The sequence below is a fragment of the Sedimentitalea sp. genome, from assembly GCF_039973035.1.
In the GTDB taxonomy this organism is placed as follows: Bacteria; Pseudomonadota; Alphaproteobacteria; order Rhodobacterales; family Rhodobacteraceae; genus Sedimentitalea.
The window spans coordinates 24,424-46,762 of sequence record NZ_JBDWLR010000062.1 but is presented as its reverse complement, the minus strand read 5'-3'; the positions used below and the strand labels follow the sequence as shown (position 1 = coordinate 46,762).

At 57.8% G+C, this 22,339-nt stretch carries 15 protein-coding genes; 7 read left to right on the top strand and 8 right to left on the bottom strand.

The window, feature by feature from the left end:
- Position 1: 1 nt before the first annotated feature.
- From ABJO75_RS16320 to ABJO75_RS16310, 3 genes are all read right to left on the bottom strand, one after another.
- Positions 2-925 (bottom strand): sugar ABC transporter permease, encoded by a 924-nt coding sequence (locus ABJO75_RS16320; RefSeq protein ID WP_348127194.1) that lies wholly within the window; start codon positions 923-925, stop codon positions 2-4.
- A 3-nt stretch (positions 926-928) separates the two neighbouring features.
- Positions 929-1,837, bottom strand: a complete 909-nt coding sequence (locus ABJO75_RS16315) for a carbohydrate ABC transporter permease (RefSeq protein WP_348127191.1) — start codon at positions 1,835-1,837, stop codon at positions 929-931.
- Between the two features lie 78 nt (positions 1,838-1,915).
- Positions 1,916-3,322, bottom strand: coding sequence for an extracellular solute-binding protein (locus tag ABJO75_RS16310; RefSeq protein ID WP_348127188.1), 1,407 nt, complete (start codon positions 3,320-3,322; stop codon positions 1,916-1,918).
- A gap of 278 nt (positions 3,323-3,600) precedes the next feature.
- Here ABJO75_RS16310 and ABJO75_RS16305 point away from each other — a divergent pair, with 278 nt between their 5' ends.
- Complete coding sequence (locus tag ABJO75_RS16305; protein ID WP_348127185.1) at positions 3,601-4,392, top strand: DeoR/GlpR family DNA-binding transcription regulator; 792 nt, start codon at positions 3,601-3,603, stop codon at positions 4,390-4,392.
- A 17-nt stretch (positions 4,393-4,409) separates the two neighbouring features.
- Entirely contained in the window at positions 4,410-5,204 is a 795-nt protein-coding gene (locus tag ABJO75_RS16300) for a hypothetical protein (RefSeq protein WP_348127183.1), read from the top strand.
- A gap of 103 nt (positions 5,205-5,307) precedes the next feature.
- Here the strand turns inward: ABJO75_RS16300 and ABJO75_RS16295 are convergent, their stop codons facing one another.
- Both ABJO75_RS16295 and ABJO75_RS16290 read right to left on the bottom strand, forming a co-directional pair.
- On the bottom strand, positions 5,308-8,412 hold the full coding sequence (locus ABJO75_RS16295) for an efflux RND transporter permease subunit (protein WP_348127181.1): 3,105 nt from the start codon (positions 8,410-8,412) through the stop codon (positions 5,308-5,310).
- Positions 8,409-9,632 carry an efflux RND transporter periplasmic adaptor subunit gene (locus ABJO75_RS16290; protein ID WP_348127178.1) on the bottom strand — a complete coding sequence of 408 codons (1,224 nt, stop codon included), beginning with the start codon at positions 9,630-9,632 and terminating at the stop codon, positions 8,409-8,411. The genes ABJO75_RS16295 and ABJO75_RS16290 overlap by 4 nt, the downstream gene beginning before the upstream one ends.
- A gap of 523 nt (positions 9,633-10,155) precedes the next feature.
- Between ABJO75_RS16290 and ABJO75_RS16285 the strand changes: the two genes are divergently transcribed.
- The 5 genes from ABJO75_RS16285 (at position 10,156) to ABJO75_RS16265 (ending at position 16,328) form a co-directional block, all read left to right on the top strand.
- A complete protein-coding gene (locus ABJO75_RS16285) occupies positions 10,156-10,536 on the top strand; it encodes a carboxymuconolactone decarboxylase family protein (protein ID WP_348127176.1) in 381 nt (126 codons plus the stop codon).
- 147 nt (positions 10,537-10,683) lie between these two features.
- Positions 10,684-12,444: a sigma-54-dependent Fis family transcriptional regulator gene (locus ABJO75_RS16280; RefSeq protein WP_348127174.1), complete on the top strand. Its 1,761-nt coding sequence runs from the start codon at positions 10,684-10,686 to the stop codon at positions 12,442-12,444.
- A gap of 144 nt (positions 12,445-12,588) precedes the next feature.
- On the top strand, positions 12,589-14,388 hold the full coding sequence (locus ABJO75_RS16275) for an NAD(P)/FAD-dependent oxidoreductase (protein WP_348127171.1): 1,800 nt from the start codon (positions 12,589-12,591) through the stop codon (positions 14,386-14,388).
- Between the two features lie 69 nt (positions 14,389-14,457).
- Complete coding sequence (locus ABJO75_RS16270) at positions 14,458-15,237, top strand: acetoin reductase (RefSeq protein WP_348127170.1); 780 nt, start codon at positions 14,458-14,460, stop codon at positions 15,235-15,237.
- A gap of 35 nt (positions 15,238-15,272) precedes the next feature.
- Positions 15,273-16,328, top strand: coding sequence for a 2,3-butanediol dehydrogenase (locus ABJO75_RS16265; protein ID WP_348127168.1), 1,056 nt, complete (start codon positions 15,273-15,275; stop codon positions 16,326-16,328).
- A gap of 102 nt (positions 16,329-16,430) precedes the next feature.
- Here ABJO75_RS16265 and ABJO75_RS16260 read toward each other — a convergent pair whose 3' ends face one another.
- From ABJO75_RS16260 to ABJO75_RS16250, 3 genes are all read right to left on the bottom strand, one after another.
- Positions 16,431-18,383, bottom strand: coding sequence for an alkaline phosphatase D family protein (locus ABJO75_RS16260; protein ID WP_348127166.1), 1,953 nt, complete (start codon positions 18,381-18,383; stop codon positions 16,431-16,433).
- Positions 18,380-20,803 (bottom strand): hypothetical protein, encoded by a 2,424-nt coding sequence (locus tag ABJO75_RS16255; RefSeq protein WP_348127163.1) that lies wholly within the window; start codon positions 20,801-20,803, stop codon positions 18,380-18,382. Before ABJO75_RS16255 ends, ABJO75_RS16260 begins: the two co-directional genes overlap by 4 nt.
- 220 nt (positions 20,804-21,023) lie before the next feature.
- Positions 21,024-22,199, bottom strand: a complete 1,176-nt coding sequence (locus ABJO75_RS16250; protein ID WP_348127161.1) for a calcium-binding protein — start codon at positions 22,197-22,199, stop codon at positions 21,024-21,026.
- Positions 22,200-22,339: the final 140 nt, after the last annotated feature.

Here is a 22,339-nt window from a genome sequence, read left to right as displayed (position 1 = left end):
GTTAGTACTTTTCCCCCATCTTGTTGAGGTGCCGCACCAGGATCATCGACAGGCCGATGATGATGAACAGCAGGATCACCGCCAGCGCCGAAGCTTCACCGGTGTAAAAATAGTTGAAGGCCCGTTTTGCCACCGCAAAGGAGACGGTCTCGGTGCTCGACCCGGGCCCGCCGCCGGTGAGTGCAAAGAACAGGTCATATTGCTTGAAGCTATCGATCAGGCGCAGGATCAGTGCGATGAACAGCACCGGCGCCGACATCGGCAAGGTGACGCGAAAGAAGACATAGGCAGGGCTGGCGCCATCCACCTCGGCGGCCTCATAGATCGTGTCGGGGATGCCCCGGAACGCTGCCGTCGCTAACAGGATGATGAACGGGGTCCACATCCATGTGTCCGCCGCCGCCGCCGCGAACAGGGCCGGTGTGGTCTGGCTGAGCCAGCTGACCTTTTCCAGCCCGGTCAGCGAGATCATGTAGTTCACGATCCCCCATTCTGAATTCAGCATATAGCGCCACAGAAATCCGACAACGACGGGGGACAGCATCATCGGCATCATCAAGAGGGTAAAGATCAGGTCACGTCCCCGAAATGCCTTTTGCAGGCGATAGCCGACGAAGATGCCGAGGACCATTTGCACGCTGACGCAGACAAAGACGAACTTTCCGGTAAAGATGAAGCGTTTCCACAACGAGGGATCGTCTAGGAGGTACGTGTAGTTCTCAAGCCCTACATATTGGAAACCCTGGTTCGGCTTGAGTGCGGAGAACTGGTGAAAACTGTACCAGATCAGGGAAAAGATCGGGTAGGCGACCATAAACAGCAGGATGATCAGGGTTGGCGACAGAAATCCGAAGATCATCAATCGGCCACTGGATCGGGATTTGAGCGGTGCCATGGAAGTGTCTGAATAGGAAGTCTGGGTCATGGTTCAGCTCCGGCCCAGGATGCCAAAGGTCATCCCCATCAACAGGTGTTTGCGGATCAGGTAGAAAAAGATCAGCACCGGAATGATAAGGACAACGCCCGCCGACATGATCTGGGTCCATTCGATGCCCGTCGCGCCCGATGCGGCAGAGATCTTGACCGGCAGCGTCTTGGCCTTGGTGGTGGTCAGGATCGAGGCGAATGCGAATTCGTTCCATGCGAAGATAAAGCAGAACCCCGCCGTTGCCGCGATACCGCCGCGTACCATCGGGAGGACAAGGCGAATGAAGGCGTACATGCGGGTGTAGCCGCTGACCATCGCGATCTGTTCGACCTGTTTGGGGACGCCGTCGAAAAAGCCCTTCATGATCCATGTTGCCAGACCAACATTGGCGAAGATTGCGACAAAGATCAGGCCGGTTTTGGTATCTGCCAGACCAAGCCGCGCGAACATCAGGTGATAGAACACCAGCACCGCGACTGGGGGCAGCATCCGTGTAGACAGGACAAAGAACAGGAAATCGCCTTTGCCGCGAAAATCAAACCGCGAGCAGACATAGCCCGCAAGCGTGCCCAGAAGAACGGCAATGAACGTGCCGCTGCAGGAAACGATGACACTGTTGATCAGGGCATCGGTGACCCCATAGGCCGAAGCAGTCCCTCGCGCTGCGCCCACGCCAAAAACGCTCTGGTATCCCGTCAGGTCGATGTCAAACACCCATTTGGGCGGCATCGCGAACAGGTCGGCGCGACCTTTGAGGGATGAAATGATCAACCAGAAGATTGGCCCGAGGTTAAAGAATGTATACGCGCCAAGCAGCGCCAACATCAGCCAGCGGGACAAATGGCGGGATCGGGCCTGTTTTGCATCGTGCATGACATCACCATTCAGGAGTTTGGTCAGCCAGTGCATATGCGCTGGCCGTAGAGATCCGCGTGTGCTCGCTCAGGGGAGAGTTTGCGTGCGCACGCGGATCTTTGGGCGGAAAGGTCAGTTCGCGGGAACGACGCTGTCCATCCCAACGGGCGTGATCATCTGATCAGGCACGTCGGGTGTGCTGTCCCCGCGCTTGATCTCGTATCCGGCCCGTTGCAGCGTTCTTTCATGCCGGTTGGCGGCATCCGTCAACGCTTCTTCGACGGTCTTGGTGCCAGTGATGGCGTTGCTGATTTCTTCCTGCAACTGGTCAAGCAGCACTGGGTATTCCGGCAGGTGCCAATAGTCGTTCAGATACTGCAACGCGGTCGAGAACTGGGCGTTATAGCTGTTCAAGCCTTGCCAGTCCGCGCTTTCAAGAACGCTTTGCAGGCCGGTCTGACAAACAGCGGCATACCGCGCCTGTTGTTCGGGCTGAAAGTACCACTCCATAAAGGCAACGAGTTCTGGCAGTTTCTCGGAATACTTGTTGATCCCCATGCCCTGACCACCGACCGAGAATTGGCGACGGAACTTGCCATCGCTGCCGATTGCGCCAGGCAGGATGCCGAAGGCGGTGCTGTCGGCAAAGCGGTTGACCTCAGGATCGGCGTTGGAGCCGTTGAAGTAGAACCACTGCATCGCCATCGCCAACTGGCCTTGCTGGAATGCGGCGTTGACTTCGTCAAAGCCCCAGCTGCCGGCACCCGGAGGGCCGTATTTGAACATGTCGACATAGGCCTGCACACCTTCGATCGATGCGGGCGAGTTCAGATAGCCCTGCACCTCGAATGTTTCGGGGTTGTAGAGTTCGCCGCCAAAGGACCACAGGAATGAGTTGGATGCCGTCGTCGCAAAATCGTACTCGCGTCCGCCCATCTGGCCCCAGCCATACAGACCCTCGTCCGGGCGGGTAAAGAATTCGGCGACTTCCATCGCCTCCTGATAGGTTTCCGGAACGGTCAGATCGCGGCCGTATTTTTCCTTGAACGCCGCCTGTTCGTCAGGGTCTTCAAACAGATCACGGCGATACATCAGGCCATAGGCGTCCTGGTTCATCGGCAGGCCGTAAAACTGGCCAGAATTGTCCGGATATTCACCGTACTGCGAGAGCGAGGCGGATGGGAACAGGTCTGCTGAGAGCACAGCAGAATTTTCAAAGACTTCGTTCAGGTTGACTGCATGTCCGCCACCAGCAAATTCAGCGGTGGATTGGCTGTCCCACATCGCAAAGTCGAACCCGTCACCCTGAATGGCGAATTCGGATGCGATCTTGTTGTGCCATTCGGGGCCATAGGGGACCAGTGCCGGAACAATTGTCACGGATGTGTCGGGATAATCCTTGCTGATTTCAAGCAATGCGTCAGCACAGGTCCCGGCGTGCCAGACAAACGTCAATTCGGTATCGGCCTGCGCCGATGACATCCCAAGTGCGAGAACCGCTGCGGACGCTGATGACAGCAGAGTCAGTGAATTTCTCATGATTTCCTCCTCCAAGGCGCAGGCGTCAATTTCCTCCGAATCGATTGACCTGCGGCACCAATATGAACGCATATTCCGTTATATTCATCAACATTTTTGTTAAAAAACTGTATTTTGCTTTATTTTCATACGATTGAATTGCCGTTTGCGCGAAAATCATCCATAAATATCATAAATATTGTTAATCATCCCAAAAAAGAGCTATACTTTTGAGAGATTCTGCCCAATAGATGTGTATTACGAACGCGCCAACTCTATCGACGGGAAAGGCCAGCGGCATGCCCAAAGCTTCGTCAGCGCCCAAGAACAGATCGAAAAGTGACATCAGAAAGAGTCAGATTCTCAAGCTGTTGCTGGGAGGTGGGCAACTGGTGATCAAGGACCTGGCCAAGCAACTTGATGTCAGCCTGATGACGATTCACCGCGATCTTGCTGATCTTGAGGCAAACGGTGCTATCACCCGTGTCCGTGGTGCGATTTCGGCAGAGAAATCGGTTCTGTTCGAAAGCAGCTATCTTTACCGCGAACAAAAGCATGTCGCCGAAAAGCGGCGTCTGGCACAGGCCGCGATCAAGCATATCTCGGCGGGTATGGCCGTGGTCTGGGATGACAGCACCACGGTTTTTCAGGTGTCGGAATTCATTCGCGACGTCACCCCGATCACGGTGCTGAGCAATGGTCTGCCTGTTCTTGATCGGCTCGCCACGGAACCGGGCGTCGAAGTGATTGCTTTGGGCGGCAAGTATCATCGCGGCTTTAACGGATTCTTCGGAATCCAGTGTGAGCAGGCGATCAAGAGCTATCGCGTGGATGTTGCGCTGATGTCTTCGACCACTGTGGAGGGGAATTTCCTCTATACGCAGGACGAACATGTGGTGCGGATCAAGCGCGCGATGCTGGAAGCGGCGAACACGTCCATCTTGCTGATCGATTCCAGCAAGTTTGAATACTCGGCCCTCAACAAGGTCGCGGACCTGCGTGATTTCGACCACGTCATCGTGTCCAAGGACACCGACCAGCGCCACATCGACGCCCTGACACAGGCGGGTGTGAAGCTGGAACTTGCATAACAGTTTGGAGAAACGGAATGACTACACCGGGAAAATCGCGCCGCATGCGCCAGATGTTCAATGCCGATACGGGTATCATGCTGTGCATCCCGATCGATCACGGCATGCAGGTTGGTGCGATTGACGGCCTGTCTGATCCTGACCGGCTGATCGGCGAGATCGCCGATGGGGGCGCGGATTCGATTATCGTGAACCCCGGACTGATGCGCCGGTATCACAAACAGCTTGAACGCATCCCCTCGGTCATTCTGCGCATGGACCAAACGACGATGTGGCGCACCGGTGGCCCATTCGGATATGAGACGACCTATACACGCCTCGTTTCCGACGTGAACGCTGCGGTCCAGTTGGGCGCAGAGGCGGTGATTACCTACCTCTTTACCTGCAATCTTGATCCGGCCGAAGAGACCAGATGTTTCGAAATCAACGGCGAGATATCAAAGCAATGCGAAGCCAATGGTATCGTTCATGTCGTCGAAGCGATGGCCGCCAATGGGGGTCACGCGCGCGCGGATGACCCGGAGGTCGTGCTGATGAACTGCCGTATCGCCAGTGAACTTGGCGCGGATATCGTCAAGACGGATTGGTGCGGTGCCGAGGGGATCGCAAAGGTCGTGCAAAACTCGCTGGCCCCGATTGCGATTGCCGGTGGCGGCAAGTCCGGAAGCCTTGACGAGCTGACCGATGTGGTGCGTGCGGGTGTCGATAGCGGCGCGCGTGGATTCATGTTTGGACGCAATACGTTCCAGCGAAGTGACGTGCGCAAAACTGTGCAGGCCCTACGCGATACAATCGTTTCGGGGAGCCGATAAGTACGGCTGCCTGAACCGTTTGATCGACCCGCCTAATACGTGTTTGTGTTGAGAGTGGCTGGCCGTTTGGCCAGCCACTCTCAACTTGTCCAGATGACGCCTGTTATGCGCTGTGCGTGATTGCCGCCGTTTCGAGCCGCAGACGTTTGGATGCCATTCCGGGCTCTGTACCCCACGAAGCGATCAGCCGATAAAAAACCGGGGTCAGAAACAGCGTGAATACGGTGGCAAAACCCAGACCGCCGACAATCACCCAACCCACAGCAATTCTCGCCTCTGCGCCGGCACCCGAAGTCAGGATAAGCGGCAGCCCACCAAAAACGGTCGAGACCATCGTCATCATCACCGGTCGGATGCGCAACCTAAGCGCGTCGCGTATCGCGCTGTCGATATCTTGCCCGGATTCGCGCAGTTGATTGGCGAATTCGACGATCAGGATGCCGTTCTTTGCCATCACCCCGATCAGCATCACCAGACCGATCTGGCTGTAATAATTCAGCGAGCCTCCAGTCAGCAGAATCGCCATCAAGGCGGCGGCCAGACCAAACGGGACTGTCAGCATGATTACGGACGCGCTGGCGATGCTTTCAAACTGGGCTGACAGGACCAGGAATACGACAAGGAACGCCACACCAAAGACCATATACATGCCAGCCTGCCCATCAGTCAGGGTCGCCGCTTCGCCAGTGAACTGAATGCCCATCCCGCTGGGCAGGGTCTCTTGTGCAATCTCTGTCAGACGATCCATAGCCGTGCTCAGATCGACGCCTTCGCCAAGGTTGGCCTGCGCCGAAACCGCGAGGGAGCCACCCTGCCGTTCAACTTCGGACACGCTGACAACCGGAACAAGGGACGCGGCAGAAGACAACGGAACATAGGACCCGTCCGGCAACCTAAGAAAGATGGATTCAAGGTCGCTTGGGTCGTTGATCGGGGGGCCGCCCGGCACAACATTCACGTCCACTTCGGTGTCATCATCAAACACGCTGACGGCGATATTGCCCTGTATCATGGCGCTGATCGTTTCTGTGATCTCCTTTGCGCTCAGGTCGAACACACCCAACATGTCATTGTCCACGCGAACCTCGAACTGGGCCTGCACCGTATCGTTCGAAAGCTGCGGGTTCAGAAAGATCGGGTCCTGGGCCATGGCTGTCACCAATTCTTCGGTGGCATCGGTCATTGCATCAACATTAGTGCCGGTCACCGCAAATTGCAGACCTTGCCCTGCGCCGCGAATATTCAGGCTGTTGGTCGCGCGCGCGCTGACCTGTACACCCGGGACTTTGCCGAGTTGGCGGCTGATTTCGGAAACTACTTCACCTTGCGTCCGCTCGCGCTCGGACCAATCGGGCAGGCGGACGATGATAAAGGCGCTGGTGCCACCGCCGACACCGATGATGCTTTGCACCGTGTCGATTTCACCGCTCCTGCGATAGGGGGCAAGGATGTCTTCGACCTGCGCGACTTGTGTCTCAAGGTATTCGACTGATGTATCCGATGCCCCGCGCGCCTGTATCAAGAAAAACCCACGGTCTTCACTTGGCGTGATGCTTGACGTCAATGTCCCGGCGGCCCCCAAGGCGACAAGGGCAAAACCTCCAGCGATGGCCAGAACAAGCATTGGTTCGCGGATCGCACGGTCCATCACCCGGTCGAACCAACGGGCCAATGCGCCCGGTTCGCGGGCAGGCGTCGCGTCGGTTTCATCCGGTTTTCCCGGGTCGAGGAATGCAGCAAGAACCGGCGCCAGCGTCAAGGCGGTGAGCGATGACAGGGTGACTGAAAAGGCAAGCACAAACCCGAATTCGCTAAAGACCCCCCCGGCCTGACCCGGCAGGAACGAGATCGGGATAAAGACGGCAGCGAGGGTCGCGGTGGTGGAAATCACGGCAAAAAACACTTCGTTTGTGCCCTCTGCAGCTGCCGCGAATGCACCCATGCCCTGTTTGCGTTTTCGCACGATGTTTTCGATCACCACGATGGCATCATCGACCACCATGCCGGTGGCCAGAACCAGCGCGAGCAAGGTGATGGTGTTGACCGAAAAGCCGGTCAGCCAGATCGCCGCGACAGTTCCGACCAGCGCCACCGGGATCGTGACCGCCGGGATGATCGTTGCCCGCGGCGAACGCAGAAACGCAAAGATCACCGCAACCACGATGACAGTGGCCAGACCGATGGATTTCACCACTTCGCTTATAGAGCTTTCGATAAACACCCCGTCGTCAGAGGTGATCAAAAGTTCGACGCCCTGCGGCAGACCAGTGCGTAGCTCTTCGACTGCCTCCCCCACGGCTTGAGAAATTTCCAATGTGTTGCCAACGGATTGCCGGGTAATGTCCAGCCCGATGGCAGTCTGCCCGTTCACTCGTGACGATACATCGCTTTCTTCGGGGACCACCTGCACAAAGGCGACGTCCGAAACTCGGGTGGAGTTTCCGATCGGAATATCGCCAATACTTTCTGCTGTGACCTCGGCGTTGCCGACACGCAAAGCAAGGTTTTGCGACGTTGTTTCCAGCGCACCCAGCGGAGTGTCATCGCGCAGAGCGGCCAGGGCGTCGGACACGTCAAATATCGTCAACCCACGCCCAAGGAGCGAGGGCATGTCGAGAGTGACGCGGAATTCGTTGGCGCGGTTGCCGCGTATCGTCACCTCGGCGATACCGTCGATCATCGAGAGCCGATCATAAATCGGACCCTCGGCCAATTCCGTCAATTCCTGAAGCGTGGCGTCACCCATGATTGCCAGTCGGATGATCGCATCGGCGTTGCTGTCGCTCTTTGTCACAGCCGGATCATCATCGAGGTCGTCGGGCAAATTTCGCAATGTTGCGGCAACGATCTCGCGCGCTTCGTTTGCGGCAACATCGACATCCGTGCCTTCGGACAGGTCGATAGTGATCCGGCTCTCGCCTGTGGTCGAGCTGGATTCCATATAGGCCAACCCATCCAGCCCGCTCAGCGCGTCTTCCAACACCTGTGTCACTTCCTGATCAACTGTCTCAGGAACCGCGCCCTCATAGCTGGTCCGAACGGACAGGACGGGCTGATCCACATCGGGCATCTCGCGGACGTCGACCGCCGCCAGCGCGGCAAGGCCGGCAATCAGGATCAGAAGGTTGAGAACAATGCCAAAGATCGGTCGCGCGACGAAAAGGCTCGCCATACCGGGTTTTCCGGGTTTTGAAGCGGGGGTGTTCATGCCGGTTGCTCCGCACGGGTAAGGGATGGCGTGTCCGCCGATCCCAGATTGGGTCGGGCTTGCCGGGGTGTGTCGGTGTCCTGTTCCGTTACAGGGTCGATCTGTGAGCCTGCATGCAGCTTCTGCGCCCCTTCGCTCACGATCATCGTGCCGGTCGCGATGTCGGCGTCGATCCAGACCCTTTCATTGCGTCGAAACAGGATGGTCACAGGGACCTGCTCAACAGCCCCGTCTTGTGCCAGCCACACGGTCGAGCCGTTGCGCGACCAAATGATCGAGGTGGCGGGAACAACCGGCATGGGGTCGGTATGCTCGATCGTGCGCACGGAAAATGTCATACCCGGCCAGAGCAATCCGTCCGGGTTTTCGACGCGCGCCTTGACCGTGACACTGCGTGTGCTGCTGTCGATACGGCTGTCATGAGAAACGATTTCTCCGGTGAACACCCGCCCGGTAAGGCTGGGCGTGCTGACCAGCACTTCGTGTTGGCGTGACAGCACCCCGATCGAGCGCTCGGGCAGTTCGAATTCCACAAACAGCGCGTCGGAATTGTCGATTGTGGCGACAACGCTGTTTGCGGATATGATGTCGCCGACCTCAATATCGCTGAGCCCGAGGCGACCCGAGATGGGCGCACGGATCGACCTGTCGTCCAGTGCAATCTGCGCAAGACCGACATTTGCCTCGGCAAGCCGCTCCGCCACTCTCGCCTCAGCAAGGGTGACATCGGTCACGGTCGAGCTTCCGGTGGTATTCAGACGCTCATAGCGTGAAACAGTGTCGCTGGCCTGTTCAAGTTCCGCGAGCGCGATCTCGAGGTTGAGTTCCTGTGTGCGGGGATCCAGTTCAAGCAGTATGTCACCCGCGTTGACCGTGGTGTTTGCCGTCAGATTTGTGTGGACTACTTCGCCTGAAACTGTGGCAGTTACATCCGCACGTTGCAGCGCCGTGGCGCTCCCGACTGCACGCAAAACATCTTCGTAGGGTTCCTCTACAAGCGGCGTGAGAACGACAGCAGTGGACCTGTTGCCGCCAGCGCGCCTTGGCCCGCCCGCCCCGTTTGTGGCCGTGGCGGACGTTTCGGCGCGATCCAGTCCCAGATAATCGGACACCGAGGCGGGGACGCCGAAGGACAGGACATAGGATGCCGCGAGGATCGAAATCGCCACGGTGGCCTTTGCGACGATAGTTGCTGATCTCTTTGCTGAAACGCGTCTCACTAAGCGGTTTCCCTTCTAATTCGATGTTTCACGTCTGAAATATGTGTTCGGGTAGGATTCAAAGATGGTTGTGTCATGGTTTCACCCAAATTAGCACCGACGCGTATGTTTTACGCGCGGCCCTCACCTTTTCAGCCTCTTTGAGAAGTGAAACGCGCGAGTGCTGTGCTTCCGTCGCAGAAAATTTGGATTTGCGAAAATTTGTTTGGTCATCGCGCTGCGAGCGGGCAGCAGCCTGTTGGCTGCAGCCGTATTTGATCGGGAAAAACGTTACGATTTTGTGTCGTAAGACTTTGAAACAATGCTTGAGATTGCTCGCCCAGCTGACCGGGTCCTCATGCTGAACCGATCTACCTTCCTGACATGACTGCGTTTGTGGCGCCGACGCCCGACCGACAGATGTTGAAACTGGGCCTTGTTGGTGGGCGGCTAAGACCGGATGATCGATAGGACCCGTCAGGTGTCGCCTGCAGAACTGTTGGGCCACGCCGGGCATTTCAATGCAAAGTCGAAAGGAAGAGACATGAGCGAATTCGATGAGGACCTTTTCCTCAAAGGGCTGGAGCAACGTAAGGCAACTCTGGGCGCGGCCTATGTTGAAAAGAACCTCGCAGCGGCGGATGATTTCAGCCGTCCCTTTCAAGAAGCGATGACAGCGTGGTGCTGGGGCTTTGGCTGGGGGGACGACGTTATTGACGCCAAGACGCGATCGATGATGAACCTTTCAATGATCGGTGCGCTGGGCAAGATGCACGAATGGGAAATCCATTGCCGGGGGGCGATCAACAACGGCGTTACGCGCGAGGAAACCCGTGCGATTATTCACGTCGTGGGCATTTATTGCGGCGTGCCACAGGCTCTTGAGTGCTTTCGTGTCGCGCGCAAGGTGCTTGACGAGGCCTGAAATCCGAACTGCGGCGGGTGACGTCGCAGTTGGCGGTGCATGGATTATCAAGGAATAGTCGCGCTCCGGGCGTTCGACCTTTTGGCGCGTCGTTTTTTCATCTCCTCTGTGCTAAGTTTGCTGATGCAGCGGCATTGAGGGGAGGAAATGATCGCACGCCATCATGTTGAGGAAATTGAACGCGTTCTGGATGGGTGCGCAACGGGGCGGGACAGTCAGGTGTCCGCGTCGTGGAAACGGTGTGTCGAGATCTATGGAATGGACCCGACACGCGCCGACCCCGCGCATATCGTCACCGAGGCAGAGTTGCGCGATCATCGGATGCAGGCCGAGCGGATGATTGCATCGGCGCGATCGGGGCTGCAAAGCCTCTTTCGGCAGGTCGCGCGTCAGAATTACACAGTGCTCCTCACCGATGCCAAAGGCGTCTGTGTCGACTTTTTTGGCGATCCGGACTTTGAAGAAGAGCTGCGTGGTTCGGGGCTGTTCATGGGGGCGGACTGGTCAGAGGAACTCACCGGGACGTCTGCTGCGGGTGCCTGCATCGTGACCGGAGAACCGGTGACGATTCATCAGGATGACCATTTTGGAAATGCGCATACTGCGCTGTCCTGTACTGCGGCGCCGATCTTTGACAGCATGGGCCAACTGGCGGCGGTGCTGGACATTTCGCTGTTGCAATCCCCGTCGCCGAAATCCAGCCAGAATCTGGCGATGAGCCTTGTCACGGCCTCGGCCCGGCGGGTCGAGATGGCCAACCTGATGGCACAAAGCCGACGCGAATGGGTGTTGCGCCTGTCGGCGAGTCCCGAGTTTCTGGATGTTGATCCCGAAGCGGCGGTCACGCTTGACGGTTCTGGCCGGATCATTGGGTTTACCCGCGCTGCGGGCAAAATGTTCGGTGGCGCGGATGGTGCGCTGTTGGGTCAGCGCATTGATTCCCTTCTTGATCTTTCACTGGATGATCTGCCCGATCTGATGCGCGACAGACCGACCGAGGACCGCGTCGTCAATATGCCGGATGGTGGCGCGCTCTTTGGGCATGCCATCGCTCCGCAGACACCAAGATCGTCCCGCCCGGTGACCGACCGCGTGCGCAAGCGGGGCGGATCGTTGGATGCGCTGGCGGGAAACGACCCCGAAATGCAACGTCTGTTGTTGCAGGCCGAGCGGCTGGCAGCCACACATGTGCCGCTGATCCTGTCCGGTGAGACGGGCGTGGGGAAATTGCGGCTGGCACGCGCGCTCCACGTCACCAATGGCAAGGACCGCAAGCTGATCACCGTGGAATGCGCTGCACAGACTCCTGAAAGGTTGATCGCGCTCTTGGGTCCGCCGGGAACGACAGTCGCGACGCTGGTGTTGCGTCGGGTCGAGGAATTGCCCGCAGAGGTACAGACATTGCTGACAGCTTTGTTGGACGAACGCCCCGGACTTCGCCCGTTTGCGACCAGCTGTGTCGATCTGGGGCAAGCCGTTCGGGGCGGCGGGTTCCATAAGCCCCTGTTCTACCGGCTTTCCGGGGCGACGCTTAGTCTTCCGCCCTTGCGCAAGCGACGGGATCTGGGATGGCTCGTGGATCGGTTGCTGCGGCGTCGGGCACCGGACGAGTTGCGCCTGTCACCTGCCGCACGGGCCGACCTGACCGGCCGCGCCTGGCCGGGTAATCTGCACGAATTGGAGCGCGTTCTCGATGTGGCGATTGCGCTGTGTGATGGCCGGGTCATTGACCTGCCGGACCTGCCGCCACCTGCAGAAACCGTAACCGAAACGTCAGACGAAGACTCGCTGGAAGATGTGCTTGAGGCTTGCGGCTGGAACATGGCTCAGGCGGCGCGGCGACTGGGCGTCAATCGGTCGACCGTGATGCGCCGGATGCGGCGCGCTGGCGTGATCCCACCCAGTTGACCGGCACTGTTGCGCGTTGTTGCGCACGCAACGCCTTGCCTGCCGTTCGGCTTTTTCTCCCTCGAATTCCCCTCAAGATGCTGGCGCAAACCGCCATCTGTGCCGGATAACAGTGCCTGAAGACGCGCATGAGGAGGATACGCGATGCTTGATACGACCGTGACAACCCGCACGCAGGAGGTGCTGGACACGCTGAACGAAGCCTTTGCCGCCGGAGACGTGAACCGGATCAAGGCACAGTTTGCAACCGACAGCTATTGGCGGGACCTGGTGGCCTTCACCTGGAACCTCAAGACGGCAGAGGGGCCGGACCAGATCGGCGAAATGCTGGAAAGCCAGATGGCGGCGGTGAAACCATCGGGTTTCAAACTGCAGGACGGCGAGATGCCCACCGAGGAGGGTGGAGTCATCACCGCATGGATCACGTTCGAAACAGAAGTCGGACGCGGCTGGGGTCTGATCCGACTGCAAGATGACCGGATTTGGACCCTACTGACCGCATTGCAGGAATTGAAGGGTCATGAGGAGCCGCGCCGAACACGCCGGCCAATGGGCGCAAAACACGGTGCGGGCAAGAACCGCGCCACTTGGAAAGAAGAGCGCGATGCCGAAGCTGCGACGCTCGGATATGACACCCAACCTTATACCGTCATAATCGGCGGCGGTCAGGGCGGCATTGCTCTGGGTGCGCGGCTGCGCCAGCTTGGGGTGCCAACCATCGTTCTGGACAAACACGACCGCCCCGGCGACCAATGGCGCAAACGCTACAAGTCACTCAGCTTGCACGATCCGGTCTGGTACGATCACCTTCCCTACATCAAGTTCCCCGACAACTGGCCGGTCTTTACGCCCAAGGACAAGGTTGGCGACTGGCTGGAAATGTACACCAAGGTGATGGAGTTGAATTACTGGACCCGGTCCGAAGTGACCAAGGCCAGCTTTGACGAGGCGGCCAACGAATGGACGGTCGAGGTCAACCGCGATGGCGAAAAGGTCGTGTTGAAGCCGACGCAACTGGTGCTTGCCACCGGCATGTCGGGCAAGGCCCATGTTCCCGAGTTTCCCGGCATGGATGATTTCAAGGGCACGATCCAGCACAGCTCTCAACATGCCGGTCCTGACGAATGGGAGGGTAAAAAAGTGGTCGTGGTCGGCTCTAACAACTCGGCCCACGATATCTGCGCCGCGCTTTGGGAGCACGATGTTGATGTGACGATGGTTCAGCGGTCGTCGACACATATTGTGCGGTCCGAAACATTGATGGATATCGGCCTTGGCGGGCTTTACTCGGAAGAGGCCGTGGCCAATGGCGTGACCACCGAAAAGGCCGACATGATCTTTGCCTCGCTGCCGTACAAGATCATGCACGAGTTTCAGATTCCGCTGTACGATCAGATGCGCGAACGGGATGCCGAGTTTTATGCCGGGTTGGAAAAGGCCGGATTTGAGCTGGACTGGGGCGACGACGGCTCGGGCCTGTTCATGAAGTATCTGCGGCGCGGATCGGGCTATTACATCGACGTGGGTGCCAGCCAGTTGATCATTGATGGCGAGGTAAAGCTGATCAAAGGTCAGGTCGACCATTTTGAGGAAGACGCGGTTGTGTTGTCCGACGGCACCCGACTGGAAGCCGATCTGGTGGTGATGGCCACCGGCTATGGATCGATGAACGGATGGGCGGCAGATCTGATCAGCCAGGAGGTTGCGGACAAGATCGGCAAGGTCTGGGGGCTGGGGTCAGATACCACCAAGGATCCCGGCCCATGGGAAGGCGAACAACGCAACATGTGGAAACCGACGCAGCAGCAGAACCTTTGGCTGCACGGCGGCAACCTGCATCAGTCGCGGCACTATTCCCTGTATCTTGCGCTGCAACTCAAGGCGCGGCTGGAGGGGTTGGATACACCCGTCTTTGGCCTTCAGGACGTACACCACCTGTCGTGAAGCTTGCGGCGCCCGGTTGGTTTGCATCCGGGCGCCCCATCGGAAATCAAGTCATAGGAAAGGAACGTCATGTCTATTGACGGAAAGGTCGCGCTCATCACCGGCGGCGCACGAGGAATTGGTCTGGCCATTGCTCAACGTCTGGCCGCGGATGGCGCATCCATTGCATTGGTCGATCTCAGCGCCGACCAACTGGCAGAGGCCGAAAATCAGTTGTCTCAGGTAGGCGCGAAGGTCTGCACGATCACGGCGAATGTCGCTGATCGGTCTCAGGTCTTTGCTGCCATCGACACAGCTGCCGAACAGTTGGGCGGCTTTGACATCATGATCAACAATGCCGGAATCGCACAGGTTCAACCCATCGCCGAGATCACGGAAGACGAGATGGACAAGATCCACGCCGTCAATGTGAAGGGTGTGCTGTGGGGGATGCAAGCAGCCGCAGCCCGGTTCAAGGCGGATGGCACGCGGGGCAAGATCATATCAGCTGCATCAATCGCCGCGCATGAGGGCTATCCCATGCTGGGCGCCTATTGCTCGACAAAATTTGCTGTGCGCTCGTTGACCCAAAGTGCTGCCAAGGAATTCGCCCCGGATGGCATCACGGTGAACGCCTATTGCCCCGGTGTGGTCGGCACAGACATGTGGACAGAGATCGATCAGCGTTTTGCCGAGGTGACGGGTGCCAAGGTGGGTGCGACCTTTGACGAATTCGTCGGCAGCATCGCACTTGGCCGGTCGCAGACACCGACAGATGTGGCGAATTTCGTGTCTTGGCTCGCAGGGCCGGACAGCGATTACATGACCGGTCAATCCGTCGTGATCGACGGTGGCATGGTCTATCGCTGATATTCTCACAACAGCCTGAAGAAAGGATTGTTTCAATGAAAGCAGCACGTTGGCATGGTGCCAAAGATATCCGCGTTGAAGAGATCGAAGAGCCATCTCCTGGGGCCGGAGAAGTTAAACTGAAGGTGGCGTGGACGGGCATCTGCGGCAGTGATCTGCACGAATATCTTGCTGGCCCGATCTTTGTGCCTGTTGGCGAGGATCATCCACTTAGCCATGCGCAGGCGCCGATAACGATGGGTCATGAGTATTGCGGCGAAATCACCGAACTCGGCGAAGGTGTCGAGGGGCTGAAAGTGGGGGATCGGGTCGCAATCGAACCGATCTTTGCCTGTGGTACCTGCGCCCCGTGTCGGGACGGGCTCTATAATCTCTGTGAGAAGCTGGGGTTCATGGGGTTGTCTGGTGGCAATGCCGGTTTCGCCGCCTATTCGGTGGTGCCAGCACGCATGGCACACAAGATGCCCGAAGGCCTGTCTCTGGAGCAAGGTGCGCTGGTCGAGCCTGCAGCCGTGGCGCTGCATGCGGTGCGCATCAGCCAGTTGAAGGCCGGCGACAAGGCGGCGGTGTTTGGGGCGGGACCCATCGGTCTGTTGGTGCTCGAGGCTCTTCGCGTTGCGGGTGCTTCGGAAATTCATGTGGTGGAACCATCCGAAACCCGCCGGACGCGCGCATTGGAACTGGGGGCAACCAGTGTTATCGACCCGACCAACACCGATCCGGTCGAAGCGATCCGGTCGGCAACGGGCATCGGAGTGGACGTGGCGTATGAAGTTACCGGCGTGCCGCAAGTTCTGGCACAGACCATCGACGCCACCCGACACGAAGGGCAGGCGTTGATTGTATCCATCTGGGAGAGCGAGGCAGGCTTTCAGCCGAACACGGTTGTGCTCAAAGAGCGCACGATCAAGGGAACCATCGCCTACCGCAATATCTATCCGGCGGTGATGGAGCTCATGCGTCAGGGCTGGTTCAGTGCCGACCGGTTGGTGACCAAGCGGATTGCCTTGGATGACATCGTATCCGAGGGCTTTGACGCTTTGGTTGCCGAGAAATCGCAGGTCAAGATCTTGGTTGAAGCGCCCGCCTGATCCGCCACAAGATATTGCAGAACATAAGCGAAACGCGCGGGTCGGGGGAAACTTCGGCCCGCCAAAAACGGGCAGCACAGCATTGCAAAAGCAAGGCCATGATCAGCCTTCGCGGACTTCAAATCCACCCTGAGGCCGGATGATAAGCGTGCGGTCACGCTTGCCCAAAGGTTCGGTGTCGTTGGTATTATAAACATGCAGGTGCAGTGCGATCTGCGCCTCGCGTGCCTCTATCGACAGAAAGTTTCGAAACGTGCCTTCGTGCCACAGGCGCTGAACTTCGCCAAAGTCGCCGCCAGTGTCGAGAAAACCCAGCTTGCCATCGACGCTCAATAGATTAGCAACACTACCGGACATGGACGGGCGATTGGTGAGCGCTGACGACGTAACCTGAAAGATTGGCTTCGAAAACCCCTCGGGTTGGGCGGTAAAGGCGTTGGAGATGTGGATATCGCCCGAGAGGTTGATGATTTCGATATCCGGGCGGGCGGTGTGCAATTCCCGCAGAATATCGATCAGCCGGAGCAACTGGCGGCGGTTGCCGGGTGAATGCCAGCTGTCACGGATATCGTCGCGGACATTGTGGCCGGTGTCGGTGGCGGTGATCTCGAGCTCGGACGCAAGTGCCTCGATAACGTCGTTCACATAGATAAACGGCACACTGTTGCCGAGCAGCAGGTATCGCACGCCCGAAAGCCCACGAATATGAATGCAATAGCGCCGAAAATCGTCGAGTTGCTGATCTGAAATCACCTCGCCCGGATTGTGCCAGCGATAAAGTTCCAGCAGTTCCTTTTCGATCGCGACGGTGGCTGCGGTACTAGACGCGGCAGCGGCGATTGCCGAAGGCGCGCCACCAGTCGCCAGAATGCCGGTCACGCCAATGAGGATCGAAGCAAACAGCGGGATATCCGGGGGCAGGGGGACGTCATCCCCGTATCTGCGATTGTTGCGGCCGTCAAAGACAAAGGACGCCACCGGGGCATCGACATAGGCATAGTGTTTATCGATATTGGTGTTGCGACCCGCTTCGCTGCGGACGCGCGTGTTCCAGGAAAACAGGTACTCTTCTGCGGCCTGACTGGCGATATCCTTCATCGCCGTGTTCTCCGCTTTGAAATCAACCGTGTCACTGCCATACCCGTCACGGATTTCATGGTCGTCCCACATCGCGATATGAGGATAGTTGCGCATAAGCGCCTGCATCGCAGGAAAGCTCCAGTGATGGCGATAACAGAGCCGGAAAAGCGACAGCAGGTCTTTGCGCAGATCCCAATTGTTGTGCCACCCGGTCTTGTCATAGACCTGTTTGACAAAGTTCAACGATCCCGTGCCATCGGAATAGATGGTGTCGCCCAAGGCCCAAATCCGATGCGGATCAAACGTCTCGGCGCGAGACTGGAGCCAATTCAGAATCTCACCGACATCATTCTTGACCGCCGGATTGCCATTGCGGGCTTCATAAGGCTGATGACAGGACCAGGCGATTGTGCGTGACACTTCTGTATCCAGTTCTTCGGAAAACCGGATTGTTCCTTTGGCCGCCGCGCGGGCTTCGAAGATCAGATGTGACAGCGCGCCGTCATTCGCGGCGGCCATTGCCAGCGACGCGGCCGGCCAGCCCGCGAGCATCCCGTCGCCAGGTTGTTGCGCGAGATCACGGATTTCGTGATCGGCATCCTCGGTGTCGGCAAATGTCGTCTTAACCAGTCGCCAGTCCCATTCACGATGCACACGCTGTTCCTGTGGTATGCGAAATTCCAGAACCTTGGGGGTGCTGTTGAAATTCGGGAAATGCACGGGTTCGGTCAGCACGTCTTCCGGCGACATTCCCTTGCTCGGGTACAAGAGAAACAGATACCGCCCGCCGTATTTGGGCCGCAGCATGAAAGTGCGACGCCACGCACCCGTTCGCCCGACCACGGCGATATCGTTCAACCGATTGGGGTATTTGGCCGGCGCGAGCGTTGCCGTTGCACTTTCAATAACCCCGTCTTCAGGCGTGGGGGCGACCGCCGCCTGACCCAGATCTGCGCTGCCGACCGAACCGGTCACGTTTCAAGAAAAGTTGTCTTGCTCAGCACAGCTTCGAGGTGTCGGCCGAGGACAAGTTCAGAGGAATAGGAATCCAAGGTTAGTTCCTGAATGTCACCCTCGTTCATGCGTTCGGTCATGGTCTCGACCTTGCCGCGCTGTAGGTCGATATAGGATTCGACCTTGGCAAAAAGTTGTTTCCAGTCGGAGTCGAGCGTGTTGCTGACCGCTTCGAAAAACGCTTCTTCCGAGCCTTCGTGGATCGGGAGGAAAAATCGCACCGCGACCACGTTGAGAAAATGAAAGGGCGATAATCCGTCTGCTGCAAGGTGTTCGGGCTTGGCTGGTTCGGCCTGTATCTGGGCGCGATCCCAATTGATGCAGGTCTTGATGATCCCGTGATAATAGGACCAGTTCTTGCCGTTCCCGAACATCTGCCGCATCAGCGCGATGAACGTATATTCGCGCAGTTCCGCCGGATTGTTGGCATATCGCCGGATCAGCTCTTCCTTTTTCAACCGGGCATACCGCATGGCCTGTGCTTCCACCGCTGCACGCCGCGCGGGGTTCAGCTGGCCGACGGTGTTCATATAGTCCTCAAGTTGTTGAAGATACGTCGCCGTGTATTTGAATTTGTTTACCGTGACCCGGATCCAGACCCAGCTTGGGTTCCAGCCCCAGGGTTCTTCGTGGACCTTCAGCTTGGTTCTGATCGTGATGTGCGAATTTGGCACATACACCAGCACGGCCGGTGCGGCGATGTCATACTGGTCGGCGTCGAGTTCGTTTTCGTCCCACTCGGACTTCTGTATGAGCTCGCACGTCACATCGTCTTCCAGAAAATATCCTTGGGCTATGTCCTGGTCTGACAGCCGGATGGTCACCTCGTCGGTAAATTCGGTGTCATCCTCAATATCATCGCCAGACACTTTCGTTGCATTGCCGGTCTTGGGTTCAAAGCCCTCATAGGTTGGCAGCGGTTCGGCCGGGTCAACCACGTGGTTTTCGATGATATAGTCTGACCGAACCTGCACTTCGAAATCGTCGATGGTCTGACGCAACATGCCGTAGGGGTTCTTGATCCTCGGGCACCAGACCGCCCCGATTCCGTCGAGATAGTGCGTGACATGCACCGGAGAAAAGACTTCGAACGACACTTCGGTGGTTGCAAAATTGGTGTCATTGCCGCGCGTCCTGTACTCGCGCAGGCTGCTGGCGTCTCTCGTTGTGGCGGATATGGTCGTTGCGGCGTTGGTTTCGGATATCTCGCTCAGGGTTTGTTCGATGATGGCGCGTTTCTCGCCCGTTGAGTTGTCCTTTTCATAGCCCTGTTCGCTCATCGTTTGGCCGAGATTAGAGCCAAAATCGTGAAGCGTGCCGAGTTTTTCCCGGATCTGGTTAGAGATCAGCAGGTTCTGCCCGCTCGTGCGTGCGGATTGCGAGGCGTTGATTTCATAGGTCTGAGATGTCGTGGTCTGGCTGTCGGTCAGTGTCAGTTCGCTGTTGGGCGCGACAGAGTTGACGGAAAGCGGACCGCGAAATTTTGGAGGTGATAGCAGAATTTCAACCCGTTCGCGGCGCAGAAACGCCCATTCACGGCTGTCGACGATCGGGGCATCATCGAATGTCGCGACCCCAACCAGCATACCAAGTTGCGCGACGGAGTCCGCGACCGAGGAAACGATCCGGTCCTGCAGGCTGCTGTTGGCTTTTGCGACCTTGGCGACCGGTGTCAGCGAGCGATTCTGCGCCAGCGCGTCCACAGTAACGGATTTCGATACCGATTTGATAAAGGCGCTGGTCTCGGTTTCGGCTGCCGGCGCGGATTCCATGATCGCAGAAAGCTGCCCCTGGGGGTCAAGGTCGACAAGTTCGTCGTTGATGTCGCCCTTGTCGTCCAGCAATCGTCCGGTCGCCACAAGCCGGTCAATAACCGGGTTGGATTCGCGGAAGATGCCCAGAATATCGCGGTCGTTTTCAGATTGAAGATTTTCTCTCAGGTCGGTCGCCGCCGTGGCGACGATGGCTTCTTCGACAGGGGCCGCTGTCGGTCTGGTTGGCAGGCGGCGTACGGTGTTCATCAGGACCTGCGGGCCGATTATACGCCGCTCGTCAGAGGTGGGGACACGGCCGACCGCGGCTGTACCAGTACTGGCGCCTGTGACTGTGCGGTCGGTCGTGACCATCGCGCCGAACGCGAGCGTTTGCAGGTCCGGTTTGACCTTCCAAGTGGCTTTGTAGGTCGCCACCATTTTGAGCAGGACAAGTGCCCGGTTCATGTACCAGAGGCGTCGGCGGGCGGCCTTCTTGATGTATGCGTAGGACAATGGGCCCAGACGTGGGATCAGCGTATAGGAGTGATATTCGGTGACGATTTTGTTGGGATCGGTCAGTTCGGTCGGGAAAACATCGTTGGGAATGGTGCTGTGGATGGTCGTCATACGCGCCTCCATCAAATTGTCGAATGGGCCATAATATTTGGCAGATGGTCTGAAATTATCAGGCATTGTATCAAAAAACGGGCTTCAGGTATACGCTCGCGTTTCACGCGAGTGGGCGCCAAGGCAGGTCGCAAGCCAAAGAGTGGATAAAGGGTCGCTTGGGCCTGCTGGGTCAGTTGGGTCGTTCTGCAATTACACGGGAACGGGTGGGTGGAACCGCTCAGACGAAATCAAAATCGCTTACACCAATGCCATTAGCGGCCACTCCGCTTAGCGAAATCTCGGTCATGCCGTTCAGCGAGATGACGGCGGTGGTATCGCCATCGATGATGATATCCGCAAAGTCCAATCCTTCGATGCGCAGAGTATCGGTGCCGATCAGAAAATCTGTGATCTCGTCGCGTCCTTCGTTCGTCAAGCCGTCAAACAGAAAGACATCGGCACCGCTGCCGCCGCTGATCCTATCGTTGCCTTTCATTCCCTCCAGCAGATCATTGCCGCCCTGACCGGATAACTCGTCCTGCCCGCCGCCGCCTTGAAGGTAGTCATCATCTTGGCCTCCCCAGAGTATATCCCTGCCGCCGCTGCCGATCAGCCTGTCAGACCCGCTGCCGCCTCGCATCGTGTCGTGGCCTGCGCCGCCAATCAGCCGGTCGTCCTGCCCCTGCCCAAACAGGATGTCGTCACCATCTTCGCCTTCGATCCTGTCCCGGCCGCTATTGCCGTTCACAGTGTCGTCGCCGTCGCCGCCAAAGATGAAATCGCGCCCGTTTCCACCGCTCAAGAGATCATTTCCGCCAAAGCCATAGAGCGTGTCTTTGCCCAGTTCACCGCTGAGCGTATCTGCCCCGTTGCCACCGGCGATGACATCAATGCCGTCTGATCCCGCCACGGTGAGGGCAATCGAGGGTAGCTGCGAGTCGTCAGGTGCAACGTGGTCGAAAAGCACATTGCGGGCGATACCGGGAAACGAGCCGAAATCGGACGAGGCAAGGAACGTTGCGATCGCCGGGGCGATGTCGATCCCGACAATATGCCCCAGGGTGGTGATATAGGTGTTGCTGTTCTGCCCTTCCAGCGATCCGGTGATGCCAAGACGGTAATCTACGGTGATTCCGGCAAAGAAATCGCGCACGTTCACCAGTAGATCCCACAGATCGGCGGCGTCGCGCCCGGCGGGCAGATCCAGCCGGACGGCGAGATCATCCACTCCGAACGGAATATCCAGATCCTGCACCGGGCTGACATCCCAGTCGCCAAAGCCAAGCGAGGTGGGTTGAACCTCGATTTCCTTCTCGTCACCGTTGTCGAAAACGTCATCGGCGTCATAGACAAACTGGATATGACCATAGGATGTGAAAAAGACTTCGTTCGCGACCAGATAGAGTGAAGGCATCAAAGAAACCCTTTCGCTTTCAGAGGGAGCGGCGTTGGTACATTCGCACCGGTAGAGCCTAGTCGCGCCGCATAGGGCCTGTCAAAATCTGCGACGGTCACAAAATAGGGCGGAGCCCCTGAAACTCCTCGCCAAAGGGG

Bases quoted from the DNA above. Each gene is read 5' to 3' on its own strand.
- ABJO75_RS16320 (WP_348127194.1), bottom strand. From the start codon at position 925: ATGACCCAGACTTCCTATTCAGACACTTCCATGGCACCGCTCAAATCC.
- ABJO75_RS16315 (WP_348127191.1), bottom strand. From the start codon at position 1,837: ATGCACTGGCTGACCAAACTCCTGAATGGTGATGTCATGCACGATGCA.
- ABJO75_RS16310 (WP_348127188.1), bottom strand. From the start codon at position 3,322: ATGAGAAATTCACTGACTCTGCTGTCATCAGCGTCCGCAGCGGTTCTC.
- ABJO75_RS16305 (WP_348127185.1), top strand. From the start codon at position 3,601: ATGCCCAAAGCTTCGTCAGCGCCCAAGAACAGATCGAAAAGTGACATC.
- ABJO75_RS16300 (WP_348127183.1), top strand. From the start codon at position 4,410: ATGACTACACCGGGAAAATCGCGCCGCATGCGCCAGATGTTCAATGCC.
- ABJO75_RS16295 (WP_348127181.1), bottom strand. From the start codon at position 8,412: ATGAACACCCCCGCTTCAAAACCCGGAAAACCCGGTATGGCGAGCCTT.
- ABJO75_RS16285 (WP_348127176.1), top strand. From the start codon at position 10,156: ATGAGCGAATTCGATGAGGACCTTTTCCTCAAAGGGCTGGAGCAACGT.
- ABJO75_RS16280 (WP_348127174.1), top strand. From the start codon at position 10,684: ATGATCGCACGCCATCATGTTGAGGAAATTGAACGCGTTCTGGATGGG.
- ABJO75_RS16275 (WP_348127171.1), top strand. From the start codon at position 12,589: ATGCTTGATACGACCGTGACAACCCGCACGCAGGAGGTGCTGGACACG.
- ABJO75_RS16270 (WP_348127170.1), top strand. From the start codon at position 14,458: ATGTCTATTGACGGAAAGGTCGCGCTCATCACCGGCGGCGCACGAGGA.
- ABJO75_RS16265 (WP_348127168.1), top strand. From the start codon at position 15,273: ATGAAAGCAGCACGTTGGCATGGTGCCAAAGATATCCGCGTTGAAGAG.
- ABJO75_RS16255 (WP_348127163.1), bottom strand. From the start codon at position 20,803: ATGACGACCATCCACAGCACCATTCCCAACGATGTTTTCCCGACCGAA.
- ABJO75_RS16250 (WP_348127161.1), bottom strand. From the start codon at position 22,199: ATGCCTTCACTCTATCTGGTCGCGAACGAAGTCTTTTTCACATCCTAT.